The organism is Cupriavidus sp. 96C5-1 (assembly GCF_057798855.1).
Genome location: NZ_JBYOJU010000001.1, coordinates 503,113 through 517,956, shown reverse-complemented (window position 1 = coordinate 517,956; position 14,844 = coordinate 503,113). Strand labels below are relative to the sequence as shown.

The following is a 14,844-nucleotide window of genomic DNA, read 5'->3' as shown; positions in this document are numbered from 1 at the left end:
GCAGGGCTACAGCAACAGGAAGGCAATGTCCTGTGCGCCGATGCCGGAAAGCGGCGTGCCCTTGCGCCGCTGGAACAGGATGTGCTGCAGCACTCGGTCGCGGTGCTCGGCAAAGGTGGCGGCGTCGAAACGCAGCGCCGCCAGGGCGTAATGCTCCGAGAGCAGCTTGTAGACCCGGTGGCGCACCATCAGCATTTCGCTCTCGGCGCGCAAGCGGCTCATCTCGCCGGCGTTATCGTCCTCCAGCTGCCGCATGCCCACCACGACCCGGGCATGCATGCCGCGATACCGATCCAGTTCGGCATGTGCCTTGCGCAACTCCTCGCGCAGGGCCCTCACCTCCTGCTGCAGTTTCAGGTTGTGCTGCACGCCGCGCTGAATGCGCGAAGCTTCTTCCAGTGCCACGTCCGCCGCTGCAATCGTGTTCTGCCAGACCCCCTGCTGCCCCGCCGCCTGGCCATCCATCTGCGGCCAGACGGTGCGAACCTCATCCTCGCCTTTCATGGCGCTCCCCTTCAGAACCTGACTCCCCCGCTGCTGGCTTTATCACAACCGCCAACTGGTCGGGACTACGCGACCACTGCATGCGATCAGGCTGATCGCCGGCACCGCAAACTGCAACCTCTTCGATTGAAGACGGCATGCCCAATGAACGAAACCACCCGAAAGAGGGGATAGTTTATGGACGCGACCAGACTCTCGTGCCTTGTACTGTACACCGACGGACCCAGGGGCCGGCATCCGTAACCCGCCCGTCCCCGCTTGCGGCCAGGCCTATCCCGGCGCATGTGGGAAAATGCGGCCCCGGCGACAGCCAACGAGAAGGATGGATTCATCGATGAACAGCTACATGCTCCTGGCCCTCGCCATCGTGGCCGAAGTCATTGCCACCAGCAGCCTCAAGGCATCCGAGAGCTTTACCCGGCTGATCCCCAGCGTATTGGTGGTGACCGGCTATGCGGGCGCTTTTTTCCTGCTGATACAAGTGATGAAAACCGTGCCGGTGGGCATCACCTACGCCATCTGGTCCGGCGCGGGCATCGTGCTGGTCACCTTGATCGCCAGCGTGCTCTATCGCCAGATACCCGACCTGGCCGCCTGGCTGGGAATCGGACTGATCGTTGCGGGCGTGGCGGTGATCCAGCTGTTTTCGAAGACCGGCGCGCATTGAGCATGCCGATGCCGCCTTCGATGGCGCACTTTGCAATGAAACATCGAACATGCGGAAGATCCCGAGAGCCTGATCGCCGAATCCGGTGGTCTCCTTCGACGAGCGCGGCAATGACATCGGTGCGATTGCCGGCAATCCGGTCGTCCTGACCGTCCGTCGCGCACAGCCGGCCTCTGGTGGACGGGTGGCTTTGAGGAACTGCGGAGAATGAACAAGGGAGAACTGGTCCCGCCGGCAGGAATCGAACCTGCATTTCACGCTTAGGAGGCGCGTGTTCTATCCATTGAACTACGGCGAGCGGATAGACCCCCGAAGATGCATCAGAGCGTGCATCAACGCGCCTTGGCGGCGCGGATCCGGGAGCAGGCCCGGAGTATATCAAAATCCTCATCGTCAAAGGAACGCGAGAGCGCCGCATGGTTCAGCCCCCGCTCCTTCCTTCCGTTCCATCATGCCAGGCCGGCGCCCTGCCGATCAGCACTCCCCCTTCTTGGCGTGCCCCGGCGGGCAGTGATAGCCCTTGTAGCCCCGCCCCGGGCGGCCATCGCCACGCCCTTCCCAGCGCTCGGGCTGCAGCATCCAGCCATCGCGTGCGTGTATCCAGCGCGGTGCCTCGTAGACGTAACCCGCACGCGCGCGCTCCCACCGGCCTTTCTTCCACTTGTGCTTGTGGCCGCGATCGTCCCAATCCCAATAGCCGGGCGCCCAGACATAGCCCGGGCGGGCGACGGGCACGACCTCATAAACCGGGGCCGGTGGCGGGACACCGATGGACACATTGACAGATACCTGGGCGAGCGCACAGGGCGCGGCACCAAGCCCGCCCGCCAAACCCGCCGCGGCCACCGCGCACAAAAGGACTTTCCTCATATCGTCTGCTCCTCAACCGGATTCATTCCGGGCGAGAATAGCGCGACCTGGCGCGGCAAGCTGTTAGCAAAGGTATCAATAGATTACTTGCACGCCGAAAAGCGCGCGGCAGCAAGGAGCGGCGAAGCCACATAGGAAAAGCCCGCCAGTGAACTGGCGGGCTGGCTGCGGACGGGTCCGGACCTTCCAGGTCAAGGCCGCGCTATCCCGGCAAACTGTCGTGCAAGCAGGATTCCCATGATTCCGCCCATGACGCGGACGACCGTTTCGGACTAACCAAAGGGTCGAAGGATCACTGGCAATGGCACCGACTGCCGCGACACCGGCGGCTAGCGGCGCTTAAAGCAAAGCGCCGTGGAAGGTCAGCGGGTGTTCCAGGGTCCACCACCTTGCCGGGCTACGGTGTGCCCGACGGCTTCAGTATAGGCAGGCATCCCGGGGATGCAACGTGCAATGCGAGACGACGCGGACCAGCCAGGACACGCCGAAAGTGCCCGCTGAATCGCATGACAAGGCATTGCCAGCCAATTTAGGAATTCCTATCGCAGTGCAACAAACTTACTTTTGTTTCTGCTATAATTCGCGCCGTGAGTTCGCACTGTGAGTTGTGCAACACGTCTACCGGTTCCGTCCGGCAGGCGATACCGCCCCCGCTCTCAAGCTCTGCTCCCCGGTCCCGCCGGCTGGCCTGCCTCAAGTTGTTGAATCAAGGCCAAGTGGTGATACCCGACAGAACGCATATCTCACCGACGTTGCCTCGTCTCCGATCCTGTTGAATGGCTCTATAGAGCTGTTTGCCTGCCAGGGACCGCGCGCCCGGCCTTGTGCCCGGTGTCGCCCTGCCTGCCGCCGTACTGTCAGCTGTGTCTGTCGTAACGGCCTCACCGATTGGCGCCGAAGCCTTTTTAAGACTTTGCACTGCGCCCGCCCCTGTTCGCTAGTTCGGCATGGGGTGCCATGCATTTAAAGAAAATCACGACATGACCCAGCACGACATTCGTGCGGAGCAAGATTTTGCCTCCGCCGCCGACGCATCGACCGAAGCCGCCGCCATCGCCACGCCCGCTATCCAGGAACCCAGCCCGCTCGACAAGCTCGACGCCATGCTCAGCCCGGAAGCCGCAGTAGCGCCCGCAGCCGCCGCCGTCGACGCTGAAAACGGCTTTGCCAAGCTTGGCCTCGAGGAAGCCATCCTGCGCGCCCTCGTCGAACTGAACTACACCACGCCGACCCCGGTGCAGGCCCAGGCGATCCCCGCCTTCCTGGCTGGCCGCGACCTGCTGGTCTCGAGCCAGACCGGCTCGGGCAAGACCGGCGCCTTCATCCTGCCGGCCATCCAGCGCATCAGCGAGAAAGCTGCCCCGAATCGCCCGCGCTCGGACGAACCGGTCAAGCGCATGAAGGGCAAGCGCCCCCGCCCGTCGCCGGCGCAGCCCGCGCTGCTGGTGCTGACCCCGACGCGCGAATTGGCCCTGCAGGTGACCGAAGCCACCGCCAAGTATGGCCGCCACCTGCGCCGCATCGTCTGCGCCAGCATCCTGGGCGGCATGCCTTACCCGAAGCAGCTGGCCGCGCTGTCCAAGATGCCTGACATCCTGGTGGCAACGCCCGGCCGCCTGCTCGACCACGTCGAAGCCGGCCGTATCGACCTGTCCGCGCTGGACATGCTGGTGTTCGACGAAGCCGACCGTATGCTCGACATGGGCTTCGCCGACGACATCGACGCCATCGTTGCCGCCACCCCGGCCACCCGCCAGACGCTGATGTTCTCGGCCACGCTGGACGGCCGCATCGCCCAGCTGGCTTCGCGCCAGCTGCGCGACCCGCAACGCATCGAGATCGCCGCGACCCGCGCCGACCAGAGCAATATCGAACAGCGCCTGCACTTCACCGACGACATGTCGCACAAGGAAAAGCTGCTCGACCACCTGCTGCGCGACACCACGCTCAAGCAAGCCATCGTCTTCACCGCCACCAAGCGCGATGCCGACTCGCTGGCCGAGCGCCTGTCCGACACCGGCTTCGCGGCCGGCGCGCTGCACGGCGACATGACCCAGGGCGCGCGTAACCGCACCCTGACCTCGCTGCGCCGCGGCAACCTGCGCATCCTGGTGGCAACCGACGTGGCCGCGCGCGGCATCGACGTGCCGGACATCACCCACGTGGTCAACTTCGACCTGCCCAAGCAAGCCGAAGACTACGTCCACCGTATCGGCCGTACCGGCCGTGCCGGCCGCTCGGGTGTCGCCATCAACCTGGTGAACCACGGCGACATGTTCCAGTGGAAGCGCATCGAGCGCTTCACCAACAACCGCGTCGACGCTTCGGTGATCGAAGGACTGGAACCGCGCCGTTCGCCCAAGCCGCGTTCCGGCTTCGGCGGCAAGCCGGGCGGCGACCGCGGCGGCTACCGTGGCAACAGCAATGGCGGCGGCTATCGCGGCGGTGACAACCGCAGCTTCGGCGACCGCAAGTTCGGCGGCGGCGAAAGCCGCGGCTTCGGCAACCGTGACGGCGCTGCGCGCCCCTCGGGCGACCGCCCGTTCGGCGATCGCGACGGCAACCGTGGTTTCGGTGACCGCGGCGGCTTCGGCAATGCCAACGGCAACAGCACCGGCTATCGCGGCCAGGGCGCAACCGGCGGCCAACGCAGCTTCGGCAACGAAGGCGGCGGCTACCGCGGCGGCGACAACCGCGGCTTCGGCAACCGTGACGGCGCGGCTCCGCGCAGCTACGGCGACGGCAATCGCGGCGCCGGCTTCGGTGGCGGTGCCGCCGGCAACGGCGGCAATGGTGGCTACCGTGGCGGCGAAGGCCGCAGCTTCGGTAACCGCGACGGCAACCGTGACGGCGCTCCCCGCAGCTTCGGCGACGGCAACCGCGGCGGCTTCGGCGGCGCACGCAATGGCAACGGCGGTGGCCGCTCGCGTTTCGAGCGTTAATCGCCGCGCCTGAATGGACTCGCCGCGCTCGCGGCGATCCATCGTCAGCCCAAAGAAAAAAGCACCCTCGGGTGCTTTTTTCTTTGGTGCCTGCCGGCGCGCTGCTACATGGGACAACTGCGAAAGCCGACGAACGCGAAATCGTCTTCGGGCAGCAACGCCAGCCGGGCGCGCGCATGGCGCTGCCGCGCCGCGCTGGCGAACGACGCGCCGCGCACGGCCTGGTGCGTGGCGAAGCAGTCCACGAACTCCGCATCGGCAGGACTCGCGGCAAAACCTGCATACGGCTCGTAAGGCGTGGCCGTCCATTCCCGCACCATGCCCCAGCGCAAACCGCCGCGATCCTGCACCGCCGCCAGCTCCCACTCGCTTTCCATGGGCAGCCGCCGGCCCGCCCAGGCGCACCACGCCTGGGCCTCGAACAGGCTGACGTGGCGTACCGCCTCGTCCGGATTGAGCGTGCGAAGACTGCCAAAACGCAGCGCCATCCAGGCCCGCGAATCCGGGTGGCGCGCCCAGTATCGCGGCGCCGAGCGGTCCTGCATCATCAGCCACTGGCGGCCTGCCGCCGTCCACCATGCGGCACGCTCATAGCCGCCATCCTCGACGAACTCCAGGAACTGCGCATTGGTGACCGGCGCGGCATCCATCTCGAAAGCGGGCACATAGGTGGGCTGCGGCGGCAGTTCATCGGGCAGCGCAAAGCCGTCCGGCGCGCTCCAGCCCTGCACGAAGCGCCCGCCGGGAAACTGCAGGGTGCCGCCATGCGGCACCGACACCGAAGGCAGCGCCTCGGCCGGTTCCACGGGTGCGATGCCGAGCGCCTGCAGCAGCGCGGCGACGGCTTCGCCCTGGCGGTCCTCGTGAAACAGCGCACGGCGCCAGGCATAGAGCGTGGCATCGCCATCGTCCGGCTGCACCGCCAGGCGGCGCAAGGTGGCGTCGAGCACGTCGGCGGCGTAGCGCTTGACCACCGCCACGTCCGGCAGCGCTGCCTCCCAGCGGGCGTCGCGGCCGATGCGTCCGGGGTCGAACCATTCGTCCGCGCCGGCCAGCAGCGAAGGCACCCCGGGTACCTGCAGCAGCAAGCCATCCCGCTCCAGCGCGCGCACCTCGCGCAGGCACCACCACTCGGCATGCCAGGCCACATGGCCCAGCGTCCATAAGGGCGGATCGGCAAAGTCCTGGCCTGGCACTTCCCACCCGCGCCGGGTCTGGCCAAAGGCGGCCAGCCACGCCAGGGTGCGGTTGCGCGCCTCCACCAGCGCCTGCGCAAGGCCCTCGCGCGGCAGCCGCCGGGCATCGGCCCAGACGGTCTTGCCGCCATTGAAGTGAAGGTCCGGAAGCATGGAAAAGCCGCTCATCGAAATCCCTGCCGGTGAATGGGGGTCGCCCGCGGTGACACGGCCTCCGGCGGGCAGTGTGCGCGAGGCGCCGCACCCGCACCGGAGGGATGCGGGCATTATGACACCAGCCCCGCCTTGGCCCCGCCGGCCGTCAGGCCCGGGCGTGGAACACCGCAAACCAGCCGCGCGGATCCGTCCACCAGACCGGATCGTCGAAGCCTGCAGCCTCCAGCAGGGCAGCGAATGCCTCCGGGCGATATTTATAGGAGTCCTCGGTATGGATCTGCTCGCCCGCGCAGAATTCGCGCTGGCCCTCCGGCCAGCGCACGGTGACATCCCGCTCGGCCTGCAGATGCATCTGGATGCGCGAACCCGCCGTATCGAAACGGGCCGCATGGCGCCAGTCCTCAAGCCGGAAATCACTGCCGACGATGCGGTTCAGGTTGCGCAGGACATTGCGGTTGAAGGCGGCGGTCACGCCCAGCGCATCGTCATAGGCCGCCACCAGTGCACGTTCGTCCTTGACCAGGTCCACGCCGACCAGCACGCCATCGCCCCGGACCGCCGCCGCGCGCAGGCGCTGCAGCAGGGCCTGCGCCTGGGCCGGCGCGAAGTTCCCGATGCTTGAGCCCGGATAGAAGAACAGGCGGCGCCCGTGCCGTACTTCCGGCGGGAGATCGAGCGGCGCGCACAGATCGGCGCCAAGGCCGAGCATGGGAATCTGCGGGTGCTGCTGCTGCAGGCAGAACAGCGTACCGCGCAGGAACTCCACCGAGATGTCGAGCGCCACGTATTGCGCCGGCTGCAGGCTGCCAAACAGCCGCGCGGCCTTCTGGCAATTGCCCGCGCCGAGATCGATCAGCACGCAGCCACTGCCGGCCCGCGCAGCCATGGCCGGCGCGAAAGCGGCAAACACCGCGGCCTCCGTACGCGTGGGGTAATACTCGGGCAGGTCGGTAATGGCCTCGAACAGGCGGGAACCGAGCACGTCGTAGAAGAATTTGGGACTGATGCTGGCGGCGCTGGCCAGCAGGCCGCGGGTGATCTCCCCGCGCAAGGCGCCGCTGTCCTCGTGGTACTGCTGGATGAAATCGAGCCTGGGCACCGGTTTGGGCAACGCATGTCCGTTCGCGGCGAGGACGGCACCGGCCTGGCTGCCATTGGATTTCAGGGTTGGGGTGCCATTGTGCTTGGCGTGGGAAGGATCGTGACGCGGGTGCAGCGGGGTCGGGACGGCCGGCATGACGTTTCCTTGATGGTCGATGGGCGATGCATAAAACCCCCAGGTGCCCGCACCTCATGCATGCGCGGGGCCGGCGCGGGATATGCCTCCGGTGACGTCTGGGGCGCATCAGCCTGAAGCCGGTCTTCTCAGGATAGATGGCGAGCGCGGAGTGTGCTTGCCGCAATGCACCAGACCCGCCGGTGAGGCATCCCCCCTCGCTTGGCATAAGCGCCACAGACCGCACATCAGGCGGGCGACCCCGCACGCAGGCAAGTCTCCAAGAGCACCATAGCTCACCTTTGTCTGATGCCTGCCCGATACCTGGTGGCAGCACAAAAGCTATGGCTTCGCTTATAATCCGCCTCAGCGTATCCACTTCGGGCTTGTCCCGGACGGATCGCCCCTCAAAGGGGAGTAGCTCCGGGGCCCAGCCCTTAGCACAATCGTCATTCCGAGACTGACAGTCTCCGGTTGTGCTGACCGCGCCAATGCAGCATCGGCGGTCGAGCAAGACCTTTGCAACCTGGTTTCATGGTTTGCAAAGGCGCCCCCATCGCTCCCGAACAACATGTCTCCAGGCAACCCGGTGCTTGCGCACGGCTTTTGGCTATCGTTGTTTCGAGGAGATTTTATGGAATGGTTTACCGATCTGTTCACGATGCAGTTCCTGACGGCGCTGCTGTCCATCGTCGTCATTGACCTGGTGCTGGCCGGCGACAACGCCATCGTGATCGCGCTGGCGGCGCGCAACCTGCCTCCCCATCTGCAGAAAAAGGCCATCGTCTGGGGTACCGTCGGTGCGGTCGTGGTGCGCTCGGCCATGACGGTCGGCGTGGTGTGGCTGCTCAAGATCCCCGGCCTGCTGCTGATCGGCGGCGCGGCGCTGGTGTGGATCGCCTACAAGCTGCTCTCCGACGACGGCGATGGCGACGAACACGGCGCGGGCGCGACCACGCTGGTTGGCGCAATGAAGACCATCATCATCGCCGACGCGGTGATGGGCGTGGACAACGTGCTGGCGGTGGCCGGCGCGGCGCATGGCAGCTTCCTGCTGGTGGTGCTGGGCCTGCTGATCAGCATCCCCATCGTGGTGTGGGGCTCGAGCCTGGTGCTCAAGCTGATGTCGCGCTTTCCCTCGATCATCTTCGCGGGCGCCGGCGTGCTGGCCTTCACCGCGGTCAAGATGATCGTCAGCGAGCCTCTGGTGAAGCCGTTCTTCGACGCCAACGCCCTGGCTTACTACGGCCTGTTCGTGCTGATCATCGGTGGCGTGCTGGGCGGCGGCTACCTGGCGCAGAAGCGCCGCGCTCCGGAGACGGCCGCGCAGTAACGCCGGACGGCGCCGGCATCTGAAGCGACAGATGACTGGAGCATGAAACGGGCTGCCGCGAGGCGGCCCGTTTTGCTTTGCGATAAAATGCTGACTCTTCAGCAACCTGCATATCCATGCGCAGGTTGCCCCAACCGCGCGCACCGCTGTCGCGTCACTTTCCCCCCAACACCCGCGCCGATGAAACAGTACCTCGACTTCATGCGCCATGTGCAAGAGCATGGCACCGAAAAGGCCGACCGCACCGGCACCGGCACGCGCTCGGTGTTCGGCTACCAGATGCGCTTCGACCTGCGCGAAGGCTTCCCGGTCGTGACCACCAAGAAGCTGCACATGAAGTCGATCATCCACGAATTGCTGTGGTTCCTGAAGGGCTCGACCAACATCCAGTACCTCAAGGACAATGGCGTCAGCATCTGGGACGAATGGGCCGACGCAAACGGCGAACTGGGGCCGGTCTATGGTTCGCAGTGGCGCGCGTGGCCGACGCCGGATGGCCGCCATATCGACCAGATCAGCGAACTGATGGCGCAGATCCGCGCCAACCCCGACTCGCGCCGCCTGATCGTGTCGGCCTGGAACGTGGGCGAGATTGCGCAGATGAAGCTGCCGCCCTGCCACGCCTTCTTCCAGTTCTACGTGGCCGAGGGCCGCCTGTCCTGCCAGTTGTACCAGCGCAGTGCCGATATCTTCCTGGGCGTGCCCTTCAATATCGCCAGCTACGCGCTGCTGACGCACATGATCGCGCAGCAGACCGGGCTGGATGTGGGCGACTTCATCTGGACCGGCGGCGATTGCCATATCTACAGCAACCACGCCGAGCAGGTGCAGACCCAGCTCGCGCGCGAGCCGATGGCGCTGCCGCAGCTCAAGATCCTGCGCAAGCCGGACAGCATCTTCGACTACCGGTTCGAAGACTTCGAACTGGTGGGTTACGAATCGCATCCCGCCATCAAGGCACCGGTGGCCGTATGACGCTGTTGACCCTGATCGTGGCGAAAGCCCGCAACGGCGTGATCGGCCGCGACAACGCCCTGCCCTGGCGCCTGCCGGAAGACCTGGCGCACTTCAAGCGCACCACCATGGGCGCGCCCATCCTGATGGGCCGCAAGACCTGGGAATCGATCGGCCGGCCGCTGCCGGGCAGGCGCAATATCGTGGTGAGCCGCAACCGCGACCTGCGTATCGAAGGATGCGAGGTGGCGAACTCGCTAGAGGATGCGCAACGCCTGTGCGTTGGCGTCGAGCAGATCTTCCTGATCGGCGGCGCGCAGTTGTATGCGGAGGCGTTGCCCAGCGCCGACAGGCTGGTGGTGACGGAGATCGACGCGGATGTGGAAGGCGACGCGGTGTTCCCCGCGATCGACCCGCGCCAGTGGGTCGCGACCGAGCGCGAACGGCATCACTCCGAAGCCAATGGCTTCGACTACGCGTTCGTCACTTACGAGCGTCCGCCGTCCGGCGAGGAGTAGGCGCGGGAAGCGTCCTGGTTTTGCGCCCATGAACTTGCGCCCATGAACGCGGCGGCCTGCAGCCAGGCCGCCGCGTTTTTTCTTAGTTGCCGGCGATCGTCATCTGCTCGATCAGGACCGAGCCGGTTTCCTTGGTGCCGCGCACCAGGCTGTCGGCGCCGATGGCCACGATCTGCCGGAACATCTCCACCATATTGCCGGCAATGGTGATCTCTTCCACCGGGTACTGGATCACGCCGTTCTCGACCCAGTAGCCTGACGCGCCGCGCGAGTAATCGCCCGTCACGTAGTTCACGCCCTGCCCCATCAGTTCGGTGACCAGCAGGCCGGTCCCCAGCTTGCGCAGCATGCCGGCGAAATCGTCGTCAGGCGTGGTCAGCGCGCTGGACAGCGTCAGGTTGTGCGAGCCGCCCGCATTGCCGGTGGTCTTCATGCCCAGCTTGCGCGCCGAGTAGGTGGAGAGGAAGTAACCCTTGACAACGCCCTCGCGCACCACATCGCGCGCATGCGTCTTCACACCTTCTTCGTCGAACGGCGCGCTGCCCATGGCACCCGGCAGGTGCGGCTGCTCGTGGATATGGATATGCGGCGCGAACACCGCTTTTCCCAGCGTGTCGTAGAGGAAGGTCGATTTGCGGTACAGCGCACCACCGGACACCGCCTGCACGAAAGCACCGAGCAAGCCGGCAGCCAGAGGTGCCTCGAACAGCACCGGGCAACGGCGCGTGGACAGCTTGCGGGCGTTCAGGCGCGCCAGCGAGCGCTCGGCGGCATAGCGGCCGATGTCCTCGGGCGCGGCCAGGGCGCCGGGGGCGCGTTTGGACGAGTACCAGTCGTCGCGCTGCATGCCGCTGCCGGTGCCGGCGATCGGCGCGCACGAAATAAAGTGGCGGGAATATGGATAGCCGCCCATGAAGCCGCGCGAGGTAGCCAGCACGAACTGCGAATGCTGGGCCGACACGCTGGCACCGTCGCTGTTGCGGATGCGCGGCGAAACCGCGAAGGCGGCCGCTTCCGCGCGGCACGCGATCTCGATGGCCTGCTCGGCGTCGATATCCCAGGGATGGAACAGGTCGAGGTCGCGCGGGGCGCGCTCGAGCAATTCTTCCTCGGCCAGCCCCGCGCAATCGTCTTCCGCGGTGAAGCGGGCGATGTTGTAGGCCGCCTCGGCGGTAGCGCGCAGCGCCGCCGCCGAGAAATCCGAGGTGCTGGCATTGCCGCGCCGCTTGCCGATCATGACCGTGACGCCCACCACCTTGTCGCGGTTCTGCTCGATGGTCTCCACCTGGCCCTTGCGCACCGAGACCGACAGCCCGCTGCCCTCGGAGATCTCGGTTGCCGCGTCGGTGGCCCCCAGCCCGCGTGCCACCCGCAGCACATCTGCGGCCATCTCGCTAAGCTGGGCCTGGGTATAAGTGAAATGGGTGGTCTGATCTGCGGATTGATCCATTGTCGGCGCGGTCATCAAAAGTCCAAACAGGAATCATAGCAAGATAAAATGCTACCCATGACGCGAAACTCCCGCACCTCCCCCCGGAACGCCTCCGGCTTCCCCGGCCAGTTCGCCCCCGAACCCGCCGAAGACGACGACCTGCCCAAGAGCAAGTCCCAGAAAAAACGCGATATGCTCGCCCTGCAGGACCTGGGCGTGGAACTCGAAGCCCTGCCCAAGGACCGCCTGGCACGCGTGCCCATGCCCGAAGCGCTGGCCGACGCCATCCGCGACGCGCGCCGCATCACCAACCACGAAGGCAAGCGCCGCCAGATGCAGTTCGTGGGCAAGGTCATGCGCAAGCTGGATGAAGCCGAAGTGGAAGCGATCCAGCGCATGCTGGAAGGCTTCAAGGGCGCCAGCAAGGCCGAGACCGCCAAGCTGCACCTGGTCGAGCGCTGGCGCGAACTGCTGCTGGCCGACGATGCCGCGCTGACGAAATTCCTGGCCGAGCATCCGGCCAGCGATGTGCAGGCGCTGCGCAACATCATCCGCAATGCGCGCAAGGAACACGAGATGAACAAGCCGCCGCGCTACTTCCGCGAGCTGTTCCAGGCGATCAAGACCGCCCTGGAAGGCAAGCAGGCGGCCGCCGCCGCGGACGAGCCGCAAGCCGCACCCGACGCTGAAGCTGACGAGTAATCCTTCAAGGAGCAGGGACAAGATGACGCAAACCACGACGCCGATGGTCCATCCCGTTGCCCGCAGGCATCCGGACGAACTGCTGGTCGGCTTTGTCTCGATCTCCGACCGCGCCTCGGCCGGCACCTACCAGGACGAAGGCATCCCGGCGCTGCGCGAGTGGTTCGGGCGCACGCTGACCTCGCCCTGGCAGGACGTGGAGCGCCTGATCCCGGACGAGCAGGCCGTCATCTCGCGCACCCTGATCGAACTGGTCGACGTAGCCGGCTGCGATCTGGTGCTGACCACGGGCGGCACCGGCCCCGCGCGCCGCGACGTCACGCCGGAAGCCACGCTGGCGGCGGGCACCAAGGTAATGCCGGGCTTCGGCGAGCAGATGCGCCAGATCAGCCTGCACTTCGTGCCCACGGCGATCCTGTCGCGCCAGGTGGCGGTGATTCGCGAAACCGCCAGCCGCGCCGCCCTGATCATCAACCTGCCGGGCCAGCCGCGCGCCATCCGCGAGACGCTCGAAGGCCTGCGCGGCGAAGACGGCAAGTCCATCGTGCCAGGGATCTTTGCCGCCGTACCTTACTGTATCGACCTGATCGGCGGCCCTTACATCGAGACCGACGAGGCTGTGGTCAAGGGCTGGCGCCCCAAGAACGCGGTTCGCGCCAAGCCGGCGGCCTGAGCCGAAGACGGGCTGCGCCGCAACCGGCTCAGCGCAGCCCCAGATACAGCCCCAGCGGCACGAACACCACCGCGCCGATATTGCCCAGCAGCACGATCGAAGCGACCTGGTCCGGCTCCTGCCGGAAATGATCGGCGACGAGGAAATTGAGCACGGCCGGCGGCAACGACGCGAACACGAACAAAAGCCCGCGCTGGAGCTGGCTCAGCGGCACCACCTGGGCCAGCAGCAAGGCGCAGGCAATACCGGTCAGCGGACAGACCGCCGCCCCGATCGCGCCCATGCCCCAGTTGCGCAGGCTCACATCCTTCATGCGCACGCCCAGCGCGAACAGCATCAGCGGCACGGTCGCATCGCCCAGCAGCTTGATCGACTGCAGCACCGGATCGGGCAGCGCGAACCACGGCCGCGCCAGCGACAAGCCCACCCCCGCCACGGTAGCCAGCACCATCGGATTGCGCGCGATCTGCGTGATCGACGCATGCCGGTTGACGATCTTCATGCCGATGGTGAAGTGCATCAGGTTGGATGCGGCGAACAATGCGACCGCGGGCGCCAGCCCGACCGGCCCAAAGGCGAATACCGACAGCGGCAGCCCCATATTGCCGCAGTTGTTGAACATCATCGGCGGCACGAAGGTGCGGGGATCCGCCCGCAGCAGGCGCGCGCCCAGCCAGGCCAGCAGCCCGGAACCCAGCACCACGGCCACCGCGCAACCCAGCAGCACAAGCTGGTCGGCCAGCACGAAATCCTTGCTGACGAAGGCGGACACCACCAGCAGCGGCGCGATCACGTCGAGCGTGGCGCGATTGATGCCGGCCATGTCGGGATGCGCGCGGCGCCCGTAGAGCCAGCCCACCAGGATGATCAGGATGACCGGCGTGATGATCGAGACGATGCGCGCTAGCATGGACAGGGCGGCCGGTAAGCCAAGGCGCCCTAAAGGGCGCCTTGGCAATCACATGGGAAAGGAAGAATCAGCCCGCCGGTGCGGCAGGCGCGGCCGGCGCCTCGCCTGTCGCGGCTGCCGCCGGCGCGGCATGGCGGATGAAGTGGGTGCGGTAGTAGCGCAGCTCCTCCACCGACTCCAGGATATCGGCCAGCGCGGTGTGCATCTGGCGCTTGACGAAGCCCTTGTGGATGGCCGGTTCCCAGCGCTTGCACAGTTCCTTCAGCGTGGACACGTCAAGGTTGCGGTAGTGGAAGAACGCCTCCAGCTTGGGCATGTAGCGCGCCATGAAACGGCGGTCCTGGCAGATCGAGTTGCCGCACATGGGCGACTTGCCCGCCGGCACCCAGCGCTTGACGAAGGCCAGCAACTCGGCCTCGGCCTGGTCCTCGCTCAGGGTCGAGGCCTTGACCTTGTCGATCAGGCCCGAGCGGCCATGGGTGCCCTTGTTCCAGTTGTCCATGCCGTCGAGCACGGCGTCTTCCTGGTGGATCACCAGCACCGGGCCTTCGGCCAGGATATTGAGCTCCGAGTCGGTCACCACGATGGCGACCTCGATGATGCGGTCCTGGTCAGGCATCAGGCCGGTCATCTCCATGTCCAGCCAGATAAGGTTGTTTTCGCTCTTGACGGATTTGACGCCGCTGGGGGCGTGGGTGTTTTGGCTGGTCATCTGGACTGCAGTTGAAGAAGAAGCAAGAAGGGAGCGCGCCGCGGTCCCGGCGCTCTCGG

At 66.2% G+C, this 14,844-nt stretch carries 14 protein-coding genes and 1 tRNA gene; 7 read left to right on the top strand and 8 right to left on the bottom strand.

Going from position 1 to position 14,844, the window contains the following annotated elements:
- Window positions 1-6: 6 nt before the first annotated feature.
- Window positions 7-504: a hypothetical protein gene (locus AC3FOF_RS02375; RefSeq protein WP_488725656.1), complete on the bottom strand. Its 498-nt coding sequence runs from the start codon at window positions 502-504 to the stop codon at window positions 7-9.
- Between the two features lie 334 nt (window positions 505-838).
- Here AC3FOF_RS02375 and AC3FOF_RS02370 point away from each other — a divergent pair, with 334 nt between their 5' ends.
- Complete coding sequence (locus AC3FOF_RS02370) at window positions 839-1,171, top strand: DMT family transporter (RefSeq protein WP_017229192.1); 333 nt, start codon at window positions 839-841, stop codon at window positions 1,169-1,171.
- Between the two features lie 223 nt (window positions 1,172-1,394).
- Here AC3FOF_RS02370 and AC3FOF_RS02365 read toward each other — a convergent pair.
- Window positions 1,395-1,469, bottom strand: a tRNA-Arg gene (locus AC3FOF_RS02365).
- A 176-nt stretch (window positions 1,470-1,645) separates the two neighbouring features.
- The gene (locus AC3FOF_RS02360; RefSeq protein WP_488725655.1) at window positions 1,646-2,041 is read right to left on the bottom strand and encodes a YXWGXW repeat-containing protein; all 396 of its coding nucleotides are present in this window, start codon (window positions 2,039-2,041) and stop codon (window positions 1,646-1,648) included.
- 980 nt (window positions 2,042-3,021) lie between these two features.
- Between AC3FOF_RS02360 and AC3FOF_RS02355 the strand changes: the two genes are divergently transcribed.
- Entirely contained in the window at window positions 3,022-4,983 is a 1,962-nt protein-coding gene (locus AC3FOF_RS02355; protein ID WP_276264314.1) for a DEAD/DEAH box helicase, read from the top strand.
- Window positions 4,984-5,087: 104 nt separating this feature from the next.
- Here the strand turns inward: AC3FOF_RS02355 and AC3FOF_RS02350 are convergent, their stop codons facing one another.
- Window positions 5,088-6,347 (bottom strand): SUMF1/EgtB/PvdO family nonheme iron enzyme, encoded by a 1,260-nt coding sequence (locus AC3FOF_RS02350; RefSeq protein ID WP_276264315.1) that lies wholly within the window; start codon window positions 6,345-6,347, stop codon window positions 5,088-5,090.
- Between the two features lie 133 nt (window positions 6,348-6,480).
- On the bottom strand, window positions 6,481-7,572 hold the full coding sequence (gene egtD, locus AC3FOF_RS02345) for an L-histidine N(alpha)-methyltransferase (RefSeq protein ID WP_488725654.1): 1,092 nt from the start codon (window positions 7,570-7,572) through the stop codon (window positions 6,481-6,483).
- A gap of 613 nt (window positions 7,573-8,185) precedes the next feature.
- On the opposite strand from egtD, the gene AC3FOF_RS02340 reads away from it, so the two are divergent.
- The 3 genes from AC3FOF_RS02340 to AC3FOF_RS02330 all read left to right on the top strand — a co-directional run bounded on the left by AC3FOF_RS02340 (window position 8,186) and on the right by AC3FOF_RS02330 (window position 10,356).
- The gene (locus AC3FOF_RS02340) at window positions 8,186-8,884 is read left to right on the top strand and encodes a TerC family protein (protein ID WP_017227638.1); all 699 of its coding nucleotides are present in this window, start codon (window positions 8,186-8,188) and stop codon (window positions 8,882-8,884) included.
- Window positions 8,885-9,064: 180 nt separating this feature from the next.
- Window positions 9,065-9,859: a thymidylate synthase gene (locus AC3FOF_RS02335; protein WP_276264317.1), complete on the top strand. Its 795-nt coding sequence runs from the start codon at window positions 9,065-9,067 to the stop codon at window positions 9,857-9,859.
- Entirely contained in the window at window positions 9,856-10,356 is a 501-nt protein-coding gene (locus tag AC3FOF_RS02330; RefSeq protein WP_017227640.1) for a dihydrofolate reductase, read from the top strand. Before AC3FOF_RS02335 ends, AC3FOF_RS02330 begins: the two co-directional genes overlap by 4 nt.
- Before the next feature lie 82 nt (window positions 10,357-10,438).
- Here the strand turns inward: AC3FOF_RS02330 and pmbA are convergent, their stop codons facing one another.
- Complete coding sequence (gene pmbA, locus AC3FOF_RS02325) at window positions 10,439-11,806, bottom strand: metalloprotease PmbA (RefSeq protein ID WP_017227641.1); 1,368 nt, start codon at window positions 11,804-11,806, stop codon at window positions 10,439-10,441.
- Between the two features lie 57 nt (window positions 11,807-11,863).
- Between pmbA and yjgA the strand changes: the two genes are divergently transcribed.
- Together yjgA and mog are read left to right on the top strand one after the other, a co-directional pair.
- The gene (gene yjgA / locus AC3FOF_RS02320; RefSeq protein ID WP_430869509.1) at window positions 11,864-12,490 is read left to right on the top strand and encodes a ribosome biogenesis factor YjgA; all 627 of its coding nucleotides are present in this window, start codon (window positions 11,864-11,866) and stop codon (window positions 12,488-12,490) included.
- A 22-nt stretch (window positions 12,491-12,512) separates the two neighbouring features.
- Window positions 12,513-13,163, top strand: a complete 651-nt coding sequence (gene mog / locus AC3FOF_RS02315) for a molybdopterin adenylyltransferase (RefSeq protein ID WP_017227643.1) — start codon at window positions 12,513-12,515, stop codon at window positions 13,161-13,163.
- 28 nt (window positions 13,164-13,191) lie between these two features.
- On the opposite strand, the gene AC3FOF_RS02310 is transcribed toward mog, so the two are convergent.
- Both AC3FOF_RS02310 and orn read right to left on the bottom strand, forming a co-directional pair.
- Window positions 13,192-14,073, bottom strand: coding sequence for an AEC family transporter (locus tag AC3FOF_RS02310; protein ID WP_017227644.1), 882 nt, complete (start codon window positions 14,071-14,073; stop codon window positions 13,192-13,194).
- Window positions 14,074-14,140: 67 nt separating this feature from the next.
- Window positions 14,141-14,785, bottom strand: coding sequence for an oligoribonuclease (gene orn / locus AC3FOF_RS02305; RefSeq protein ID WP_276264318.1), 645 nt, complete (start codon window positions 14,783-14,785; stop codon window positions 14,141-14,143).
- Window positions 14,786-14,844: the final 59 nt, after the last annotated feature.

Bases quoted from the DNA above. Each gene is read 5' to 3' on its own strand.
- AC3FOF_RS02375 (WP_488725656.1), bottom strand. From the start codon at position 504: ATGAAAGGCGAGGATGAGGTTCGCACCGTCTGGCCGCAGATGGATGGC.
- AC3FOF_RS02370 (WP_017229192.1), top strand. From the start codon at position 839: ATGAACAGCTACATGCTCCTGGCCCTCGCCATCGTGGCCGAAGTCATT.
- AC3FOF_RS02360 (WP_488725655.1), bottom strand. From the start codon at position 2,041: ATGAGGAAAGTCCTTTTGTGCGCGGTGGCCGCGGCGGGTTTGGCGGGC.
- AC3FOF_RS02355 (WP_276264314.1), top strand. From the start codon at position 3,022: ATGACCCAGCACGACATTCGTGCGGAGCAAGATTTTGCCTCCGCCGCC.
- AC3FOF_RS02350 (WP_276264315.1), bottom strand. From the start codon at position 6,347: ATGAGCGGCTTTTCCATGCTTCCGGACCTTCACTTCAATGGCGGCAAG.
- egtD (WP_488725654.1), bottom strand. From the start codon at position 7,572: ATGCCGGCCGTCCCGACCCCGCTGCACCCGCGTCACGATCCTTCCCAC.
- AC3FOF_RS02340 (WP_017227638.1), top strand. From the start codon at position 8,186: ATGGAATGGTTTACCGATCTGTTCACGATGCAGTTCCTGACGGCGCTG.
- AC3FOF_RS02335 (WP_276264317.1), top strand. From the start codon at position 9,065: ATGAAACAGTACCTCGACTTCATGCGCCATGTGCAAGAGCATGGCACC.
- AC3FOF_RS02330 (WP_017227640.1), top strand. From the start codon at position 9,856: ATGACGCTGTTGACCCTGATCGTGGCGAAAGCCCGCAACGGCGTGATC.
- pmbA (WP_017227641.1), bottom strand. From the start codon at position 11,806: ATGGATCAATCCGCAGATCAGACCACCCATTTCACTTATACCCAGGCC.
- yjgA (WP_430869509.1), top strand. From the start codon at position 11,864: ATGACGCGAAACTCCCGCACCTCCCCCCGGAACGCCTCCGGCTTCCCC.
- mog (WP_017227643.1), top strand. From the start codon at position 12,513: ATGACGCAAACCACGACGCCGATGGTCCATCCCGTTGCCCGCAGGCAT.
- AC3FOF_RS02310 (WP_017227644.1), bottom strand. From the start codon at position 14,073: ATGCTAGCGCGCATCGTCTCGATCATCACGCCGGTCATCCTGATCATC.
- orn (WP_276264318.1), bottom strand. From the start codon at position 14,785: ATGACCAGCCAAAACACCCACGCCCCCAGCGGCGTCAAATCCGTCAAG.